Annotated in this window: 6 protein-coding genes; all 6 read right to left on the reverse strand. The window is 73.3% G+C overall.

Annotation, left to right across the window (positions count from 1 at the left end; genetic code table 11):
• Nucleotides 1-106: 106 nt before the first annotated feature.
• Nucleotides 107-1504: a UDP-N-acetylmuramoyl-L-alanine--D-glutamate ligase gene (gene murD / locus AC08OQ_RS14855; RefSeq protein WP_476601392.1), complete on the reverse strand. Its 1398-nt coding sequence runs from the start codon at nucleotides 1502-1504 to the stop codon at nucleotides 107-109.
• 4 nt (nucleotides 1505-1508) lie between these two features.
• Nucleotides 1509-2576: a phospho-N-acetylmuramoyl-pentapeptide-transferase gene (gene mraY, locus AC08OQ_RS14860; RefSeq protein ID WP_462188191.1), complete on the reverse strand. Its 1068-nt coding sequence runs from the start codon at nucleotides 2574-2576 to the stop codon at nucleotides 1509-1511.
• Between the two features lie 49 nt (nucleotides 2577-2625).
• Nucleotides 2626-4029, reverse strand: a complete 1404-nt coding sequence (locus AC08OQ_RS14865; RefSeq protein ID WP_476601393.1) for a UDP-N-acetylmuramoyl-tripeptide--D-alanyl-D-alanine ligase — start codon at nucleotides 4027-4029, stop codon at nucleotides 2626-2628.
• Nucleotides 4026-5660, reverse strand: coding sequence for a UDP-N-acetylmuramoyl-L-alanyl-D-glutamate--2,6-diaminopimelate ligase (locus tag AC08OQ_RS14870; RefSeq protein ID WP_476601394.1), 1635 nt, complete (start codon nucleotides 5658-5660; stop codon nucleotides 4026-4028). The genes AC08OQ_RS14865 and AC08OQ_RS14870 overlap by 4 nt, the downstream gene beginning before the upstream one ends.
• A gap of 73 nt (nucleotides 5661-5733) precedes the next feature.
• On the reverse strand, nucleotides 5734-7656 hold the full coding sequence (locus AC08OQ_RS14875; RefSeq protein WP_462188188.1) for a peptidoglycan D,D-transpeptidase FtsI family protein: 1923 nt from the start codon (nucleotides 7654-7656) through the stop codon (nucleotides 5734-5736).
• Nucleotides 7657-7742: 86 nt separating this feature from the next.
• A partial coding sequence (gene ftsL, locus AC08OQ_RS14880) for a cell division protein FtsL (protein ID WP_476601395.1) occupies nucleotides 7743-8375 on the reverse strand: 633 nt, incomplete at its 5' end.

The raw sequence follows: 8375 nt of genomic DNA on the forward strand, positions 1-8375 counted from the left end.
GAGCCGGTTCGCACGGCTTTGGGCCCTCGCGCCGCCCGCGCGGCCCGCGCGGGCCGCGCCGACGTCCCGGTGGACGGCGGCGACGACGCTCCCGACCCCGCCACGGTTACCCCTCTCGTGCGCGGACCGCCGCCGCGAACAGATCTCCGCGCGCCGCGTAGTCCCGGAACATGTCCATCGAGGCCGCGGCCGGTGCCAGGAGCACCGTGTCACCGGTGGTCGCGAACGCCGCCGCAGCCTTCACCGCATCGTCCATGCCGTCAGCCCGTTCCACGGGGACATCGGGGGCGTGTCGGGCGAGAGCGGCGGCGATCTCATCAGCGCAGCGCCCGATGAGGACCGCGGCGCGCAGCACCCGGCGCGCGTCGCGGACGAGATCGTCGAAGGCGAGGCCCTTGTTGAGGCCGCCCGCGATCCATACCACCGAGGGGTAGCCGGCCAGCGACGCGGCAGCGGCGTGTGGGTTCGTCGCCTTGCTGTCATCCACCCAGCGGACCCCGTCGATGACGGCCACCTCGGCGTTGCGGTGGGCGCCGGGCCGGAAGGCGACAAGCGCCGTGCCGATCGCGGCCGGGCCAACGCCCTCGGCGCGGGCGAGCGCGGCGGCGGCCAGCGCATTGGAGATCATGTGCGGGCTGGTCAGCGCGAGGTCGCGGACGGCGACCAGCCGCCCGCCGCCGAAGGCCTCGTCGACGAGATGGCCGTCGACGACGGTCAGGCCGGGCCGCGGCCGGGCCGCCGGGTCGAGACCGAACAGGACCCGCCGCCCCGGAGCGGCGGCGAGCAGGTCCGCGCTGGTGGCGTCGTCGGCATTGCCGATCGCGGTCGTCCCGGGACGACGCCAGATCCTCGCCTTCGCCGCCGCATAGGCCGCCGCGCCCCCGTGCCAGTCGAGATGGTCGGGGGCGACGTTGAGCACGGCCGCGGCGAGGGGGGCCATGGTGTGGGTGTAATGGAGCTGGAAGCTGGACAGTTCCACCGCGAGGGTCTCGTAGGGCGGCTCGGCGGCGACCGCGTCCACGATCGGGGTCCCGATGTTCCCGGCGGTGGTGGATCGCCGGCCACCGGCGGCGAGCATCGCGCCGAGCATCTCGGTGGTTGTCGTCTTGCCGTTCGTTCCCGTGACGGCGAGCCACCGGCTCCCACCCCGCCACCGCCAGGCGAGCTCCACCTCCCCCCAGACCGGGATCCCGGCGCCGGCCGCCCCGATGATCAGCGGGGCCGTCGGCGGGACGCCGGGCGAGGTGACGACCAGCGTGCTGTCCCCGGGATCGGCCGGCAGGCCGCCGAGGTCCACCTCGGCCCCGAGCGCCCGCAGCGTCGCGGCCGCACCCTGGTGACGTGGGGAGTCGTCGGCGTCGACGACCCGGACCCGCGCGCCGCGGGCAAGCAGTGCCCGAGCCGCGGCGAGCCCGGAGACCCCGATCCCGACGACCAGCACGGGCAGACCCGCCCAGGAGGTCGGGGTCGCGAGGTCGCCCGGGCCCTGGCCGTCGCCCGTCATGGCGTCAGCCACCTCCGTGGGAGAGGAACTCCGCGTAGAACAGGCCCAGGCCGAAGGCCACCGCGAGTCCCGAGACGATCCAGAATCGGATGATCACCGTCGTCTCGGGCCATTCGGCAAGCTCGAAATGGTGATGGATCGGCGCCATGTTGAACACGCGTTTCCTCGTCGCCTTGAAGAACGCGACCTGGATCATCACGGACAGGGTCTCGATGACGAACAGGCCGCCGAGGACGACGAGAAGCAACTCGGTCCGGCTGACGATCGCGATGCTGGCGAAGGCGCCGCCCAGCGCGAGCGACCCAGTGTCCCCCATGAAGATCTTCGCCGGGCTGGCGTTCCACCACAGGAACCCGAAACAGGCCCCCATCGCCGCCGCCGCGACCAGCGCGACGTCGAGGGGATCACGCACGAGGTAACAGCCCGCCTCGGCCGCGTGCGGCTCGCACAGGTTGCCGAACTGCCAGAAGGAGATGATGACGTACGCGCCGAACACCATCGCCGAGGTGCCGGCCGCGAGGCCGTCGAGGCCGTCGGTGAGGTTCACCGCGTTAGAGGTCGCGGCGATGATGATCCAGGCCAGCAGGGGAAAGGCGATGATGCCGACGGAGAAGCTCGTGTCCCGCACGATCGAGATGTACGTCGAGCCGGGGAGCAGCCCGGCGTCGTTCTTGAACCGGACGGCTAGCAGGCCGAAGACGATCGCGACCGCGGCCTGCCCGGTGAACTTCATCCGGGCGGTGAGCCCGAGGCTGCGCTGCTTACGAATCTTGATGTAGTCGTCCAGGAAGCCGACCAGGCCGAGTCCGGTCATCACCATCAGCACAAGCAGACCCGACGCGGTGAACCCGATACCGGTCACCAGGTGGGCCAGGAAGTACCCGGCCAGGGTAGCGACGATGATGACGGTGCCCCCCATCGTGGGGGTGCCCCGCTTGGTCAGATGGCTGGACGGCCCGTCCTCGCGGATCTCCTGGCCGTATCCCTGCCGGCGGAAGAGCCGGATCACCCAGGGTGTGCCCAGCAACGACACGACCAACGCGACCATGGCCGCGATAAGAACGCCTCTCACGCGTGCGTCACCCGCGCGGGTCCGCGTGTGTGGAGCCAGCTGTCCGCCGTCATGTCCCCTCGATCCCGGCGCCGAGGACGCCGAATCTGGTCACCAACGCCTCGGCGACGCGTTCCAGACCGAAGGACCGGCTGGCCTTGACCAGTACCACGTCGTCCGGTCCGGCCTGCGCGGCCACCAGGGCCACCGCCTCGTCGGCGTCGGTCACCTCCACCGACTCCCCATCCCAGGAGCCTTCCAGCGAGGCGCCCAGGTGGATGCGGCGGGCCGCCGGACCCACCGCGATCAGTCGATCGACCCCGAGGCGGACCGCGAACCGGCCGAGCACGTCGTGCTCGGCGGCGGCGGCGTCACCAAGTTCCCCCATCGGACCGAGCACCGCGAACGCCCGGCCCTTCCCCCGCATGCCCACCAACGCCTTCAGCGCCGCCCGCATCGACTCCGGGTTCGCGTTGTAGGCGTCGTTGACGACCACCACCCCGGCCGCAGTGGTGGTCACCTCCATCCGCCACCGGCTGCGCGGGCGGGCGGCGGACAGCGCCGCGGCGACCCGATCCGGGGACAGCCCCAACCGGATCGCGACGGCCGCCGCGGCCAACGCGTTCGGCACCTGGTGCGCGCCGGCGAGCCCGAGGGTCACCCGGTGGTGCTCGCCGTACGCCAGCAAGTCGAACGAGGCGCGGCCCAGCCGGTCGACATCGACGGCACCGGCCCGCACGTCGGCCCGTCCGCCCTCCCCGAAAGTGATCACTTCGGCCGTCGTCCGAGCCGCCATCGCCGCGACCAGCGGGTCGTCGGCGTTGAGCACGACGGCCTCGCTCGCGGCCTCGGCAAGCTCGCCCTTGGCCGCGGCGATCCCCAGCCGGCCGTCGGCGTACTCGCCCAGGTGGGCACTGCCGACGTTGAGGACCACCCCCACCGCCGGGCGGGCCACCGCGCAGAGGGTGACGATGTGCCCCGGGCCGCGGGCACCCATCTCCAAGACGACGAACGCCGTGTCCGGCTCGGTGCGCAGCAGCGTCAGCGGCAGTCCGATCTCGTTGTTGAACGAGCCGGGCGCGGCCACCGTCGGGGCGAGCCCGGCCAGCACGTCGGCGAGCAAGTCCTTGGTCGTCGTCTTGCCCGCCGACCCGGTCACGGCGACCACGGTGGCGGCGGCCAGGTCACGGACGTGCGCGGCGAGCGCGGCGAGCGCCGAAGGCGGATCGGGGACAATGACGGCCGGCGCGCCCACCGACCGGGCGGCGAGCACAGCGGGCGCGCCGGCGGCGACGGCGGCGGCGGCGAAGTCGTGCCCGTCGACCCGGCTGCCGGCCAGGGCGACGAACAAGGCGCCGTCGCGGACCCCGCGGGAGTCGACGACGACCGAACGCACCGTGACGCCCGGGTCGGGCACCGCGTCGAGCCGGCCGCCGGTCGCCGATGCGACCTCGGCCAGGGTCAGCGGGATCATCTCCTCTCCACCGAGGAGAGCGCGGCGCGCAGGGCGACCCGATCGTCGAAGGGGGTCACCACCCCCGCCTGTTCCTGGCCCGGCTCATGACCCTTGCCGGCGACAACGACGGCGTCCTGAGGCCCGGCCTCGGCCACGGCGGCCGCGATGGCCGCGGCGCGGTCCGGTTCGACCAGGACCGTAGCCGTAGCCGAGTCCGTAGCCGACAGCGCCGTGACCCCGGCGAGCATCTGGGCGAGGATCTCCGCCGGATCCTCCGAGCGCGGATTGTCGTTCGTGAAGATCGCGATGTCGGCGAGTGTCGCCGCGGCAGCCCCCATCAACGGGCGCTTGCCGCGGTCGCGGTCGCCACCGCAGCCGAGCACGACGATGACCCTGCCCTTCACCAGCGGGCGAACCGTCTCTAGCAGCGTTGTGACCGCGCCCGGGGTGTGCGCGAAGTCGACCAGGGCCAGGAACGGCTGGCCGGCGTCGACCCGCTCCATCCGGCCGGGCACCCCGGGCAGGGAGCCGATCCCCGCCGCCGCCGTGGCCGGGGGGACCCCGACGGCGACGAGCAGCGCCAGCGCGCCGAGCGCGTTGGCGACGTTGAAGGCACCGGGCAGCGGCACCGACAGATCCACCCGCAGCCCGTCCGGGCCCTCGGCGCGCAGCAGCGTGCCGGTCGGCCCGTAGGAGACGTCCCGGGCCGTCCAGTCGGCCGGCCCCTCGACGGCGAACGTGATCGCGCCGGGATGCCGTTCGGCGAGCCGGCGGCCCCACCGGTCCGCCACGCCAATCACCGCGACGGCGGTCCGGGCCGGGTCGAACAGGGACGCCTTCGCCACGAAGTAGTCCTCCATGGAGGAGTGGAAGTCCAGATGGTCCTGGCTGAGGTTAGTGAACACGGCCCCGGCGAAGTGCAGGGCGTCGGCCCGGTGCAGGGCCAGCGCGTGGCTGGACACCTCCATCGTGGCGGCCCCCACGCCACGCTCGACCATCGTGGCGAGCAGGGCCTGCAGGTCGCTCGCCTCCGGGGTGGTGCGGGCGGAGGCCAGCCGTTCGTCGGCGATCCGGGTCTCGATCGTGCCGATCAGGCCCGTGGTGTGGCCGGCGGCGCGCAGCCCGGCGTCGAGCAGGAAGGCCGTGGTCGTCTTCCCGTTGGTGCCGGTGACGCCGAGCAGGCGCAGCGCCACGGAGGGATCACCGTAGATCCTCGCCGCCACCGGGGCGAGGTCGCGCCGTGGATCGTCGCTAACAAGCACCGGGACTCCCCCGGGGGGGCCGGCCGGCACGGCCGCGATCCGGCGGGCGCCCTCGGCGTCGGTGAGCACGGCGACGGCGCCGCCGGCCACCGCGGCGGCCGCGAAGGCCGCACCGTGCGCGTGGGCACCGGGCAGTGCCGCGTGGAGGTCGCCCGGCCGGACCGCACGCGAGTCGTGGGTGACGCCGTGCACGATCACGTCCGTGTCCGTGTCCGCACGCGTGCCCGACGGCGAATGTCCCGCATCCGCGAACGCCGCCGGCTCCGGGACGGGCGCCGCGGCCGCGAGCACCGCGCGCAGATCGGCGAGGCTACACGCGGGCGGGGCAGCCGGTCGAGGTGCCGGAGAGGTCACGGTCACGACCTTAGTGGGGGCGGGCACGGCCATCCCCACGGGCGCCCGAGCACGGCGGTGGTCCAGCCGGCCTTCCCCGCCCGCCACGTCCCGGCGCGGATCGCGATCATCTGTCCAGGTCGAGCAGGAGCGGTGCGGGCCTGGTGATCGGCTGTGGCACGCCGAGGGTGGTCAACGCGAAGGACATGACACGTTGGAACACGGGCGCGGCGACCTGACCGCCGAAGTAACCCTTCTTCGGGTTGTCCAGGACGATCTCCACCACCACCCGCGGATCATCCGCCGGGGCGAACCCGATGAACGAGGGAACGTAGCCCTGGTAACCGCCGTGCACCGGGTCGGGCCGTTTGGCGGTGCCCGTCTTGCCGGCCACCCGGTAACCGGGAACCTCGGCGAGCGGCGCCGTGCCCTCGTTCGTCGCCACCGCCTCGAGTATCCGGGTGAGCGTGGCCGCGGTCTGCGCGCTGACGACGCGCTGACCAGGCGGATGGGGAATCACCTTGACGACGCCGTCCGGACCGGTGATGGCGTCGACGAGCCGCGGGGTCACGCGAACACCGCCGTTCGCGATGGTCGCGTACACCGAGGCCATCTGGAGCGCCGTCGCCGACATGCCCTGCCCGTAGGAAATGGTGGCGGCCTGGCTGCCCGACCAGTCCCGGGCGGCCGGCAGCAGGCCGGTGCCCTCGCCGGGGAAGTTCAGGCCCGTACCGGCACCGAGCCCGAACGAGCGCAGCGTCTGCTCCAGCCCGATCCGCCCGACCCGCTCGGAGATCTCCACGGTGCCGATGTTGCTGGAGCGGGCCAGGACGCCAGCGGCGGTGAGATGTTCGACGCCGTGTGGCTCGGAGTCCTCGATGCGTACCCCGCCCCGGGTGATGGACGGCGGGATGGTCATCGGGGTCTCGGAAGTGATCAGACCGCGGTCCAGCGCCGCGGCCATCGTGATCACTTTGTTGACGCTGCCGGGCTCGTAGGCGTCCCGCGTGGACCGATTGCCCAGCGCCGGGGTATCCCGGGCGGTGATGTTGTTCGGGTCGAACTGCGGCGAGTCGGCCATCGCGAGGATGTCCCCGGTGCGGGGCTCCATCACGACGACCATGCCGCCGTCGGCCTCGGAGGTATGGACCGCGTCGGCGATCGCGTTCTGAGCGTTCCACTGGATGTCCCGCTCGAGGGTCAGGCGCAGCGAGGAACCCGGGATCGGGTCCTTCTCGCGGCTCTGGCCCGAGGGGATCTCGATGCCCGCCGGGTTCGCCTCCAGCCAGCGAAGGCCGTCGGTACCGCGCAGCACCTTGTCATACGCCAGCTCCAGCCCGCCGCCGCCCTCGAGGATGTCACCATCGCCGTGCCGCATGAACCCGATGACGTTCGCGGCCAGTTCACGGGACGGGTAGGTGCGTCCGCGTTCCTCGGTGATGCCGATACCGCGCAGCCCCAGGGCGCTGACCTTCTCCGCCACGTCCGGAGTGAGCCCGCGGGCAAGGTAGACGAACTTGATGTGGTCGGCCGGGTCGGTGGTGAGCCGTCTGCGCAACGCCTCGGTGCTGTCGTCGAGGACCGGCGCAAGCTTCGCGGCCGTCCCCGCGATGTCCCTGACGTTCGTCGGGTTCGCGTAGACGGCCCGCAGCTCGACGTGCTGCGCGAGCGTGTGGCCCGCCCGGTCGGTGATGGCGCCGCGCGCCGCGGGCAGCACGATGGTCCGCAGCCGCTGGGCCTCGGCCTGGGCCGCGTAGGTGGAGGCGGAGAAACCCTGCAGCTGGGTCAGGCGCAGCCCGAGGACGCCGAGGACCGCGCACATGAGCACGATGGACACCCGCAGCCGCCGGCGCGGGCTGCCCAGCCGGTAGGCGCGACGGACCCGGGGGTGCCGCGGCCGGCTGACCCGACCGGGACGCCGGGGCGCCGAGCCCGGCCGGCCCGCATACCGGCCGTCCGCATACCGGCCGTCGTGGTCCTCGTCGCCGTACTCGTCCGCACCGGGCCCGTCGCCGGCCCCCCGACCCGGATCGTCGACATCCCGCCGCAACCGACCACCATACACGGAGGGTGGCGGTAAAGGAACAAGGCGTAGCCGTCCGCGATCGCGCCGGGGGGAGCCCGGGGGCGTCGAGCTCACTGCCCGGCTCCGGCCTTTCCCGCCGCCCCGATCGCGGCACCACCGGCCGCCGGACCACTGGGCGCAGCACCGTCCGTCCCGGTGGCGGGAAGGCGGGCGTGGGCGGTTCCGCCGGCACCGGTGGTGCCACCCGCCGTCGCGCTGGCCGCTGGCTGACCGTTCTTCCCGGGACCGCCGGTCTTCCCGGGACCGCCGGCCGGACTCGGGCCGGGCGATGCGGGCACGACGATGAGGACGGATCCGCTGCCCGGTTCCCGGGTCAGGGTCCGGGAACCAACGGGCAGCGGAGCGCCCGGCGGAAGGTATGCCGGTACCCCGCCGGGGATCATGCCGTAGCGGGAGGCCTGCGCGGCCAGCGACGCCGGATCGGAGAGCTGGTCGGCACGCACCGACAGCGACTGTTCCTCGTCCGCCAGCGCGGACGCCCGATTGCGCAGAGTGTTGGCCTGGAACGAGTTCTCCATCAACGCCAGGTTCAGCAGCAGCAGGCAGAGCAGACCAGCGGCCAACAGGAGCAGCAGCAGCACGACGAAGGGACCCTTGCGGCCCCCGCCCGGCGCCGGCCGGACCACCGCGAGCCGCGCCCGGCTCGGCGCCCGGCGCGGCTGCGGGTCGATGGCCGGAGCGGT

The sequence above is a fragment of the Frankia sp. CcCS3 genome (assembly GCF_977927575.1).

Bases quoted from the DNA above. Each gene is read 5' to 3' on its own strand.
- murD (WP_476601392.1), bottom strand. From the start codon at position 1,504: ATGACGGGCGACGGCCAGGGCCCGGGCGACCTCGCGACCCCGACCTCC.
- AC08OQ_RS14865 (WP_476601393.1), bottom strand. From the start codon at position 4,029: ATGATCCCGCTGACCCTGGCCGAGGTCGCATCGGCGACCGGCGGCCGG.
- AC08OQ_RS14870 (WP_476601394.1), bottom strand. From the start codon at position 5,660: ATGGCCGTGCCCGCCCCCACTAAGGTCGTGACCGTGACCTCTCCGGCA.